The sequence below is a fragment of the Bartonella sp. CR127HXZ genome, assembly GCF_042194555.1.
In the GTDB taxonomy this organism is placed as follows: domain Bacteria; phylum Pseudomonadota; class Alphaproteobacteria; order Rhizobiales; family Rhizobiaceae; genus Bartonella; species Bartonella grahamii.
The window spans coordinates 1-292 of record NZ_JBHIMZ010000068.1; the positions used below are offsets into that span (position 1 = coordinate 1).

Annotated in this window: 1 pseudogene; it reads right to left on the minus strand. The window is 34.9% G+C overall.

Annotated features, from left to right (window positions below):
• A pseudogene (locus ACFIKY_RS09135) lies at positions 1–292 on the minus strand (ParA family protein); the annotation flags it as partial.

The window sequence follows — 292 nt, forward strand, 5'->3', positions numbered from 1 at the left end:
CAAAAAAATCAAGTTCTGGGTTTTTTCTAAATTGAGATGATACAAAACGAGCAGTTCTGGATTTTGCAACAACTTTAGATTGCGTAAACAAAACAGAATAAGCGATAAGACGCCGTACAGCTTTCATATCTCTGTGAATTTCTTTTATAATTTCGATAGCTGCTATAGCGTCTTGCTGTTGTTCCTTCATAGGAACAATTACAAAATCAGATTGACTAATTGCATAACTAGTTAAGCGTGATGCTGTACCTTCTAGATCAACAATTACGAATGGATCTCGAGTAGATGCAAT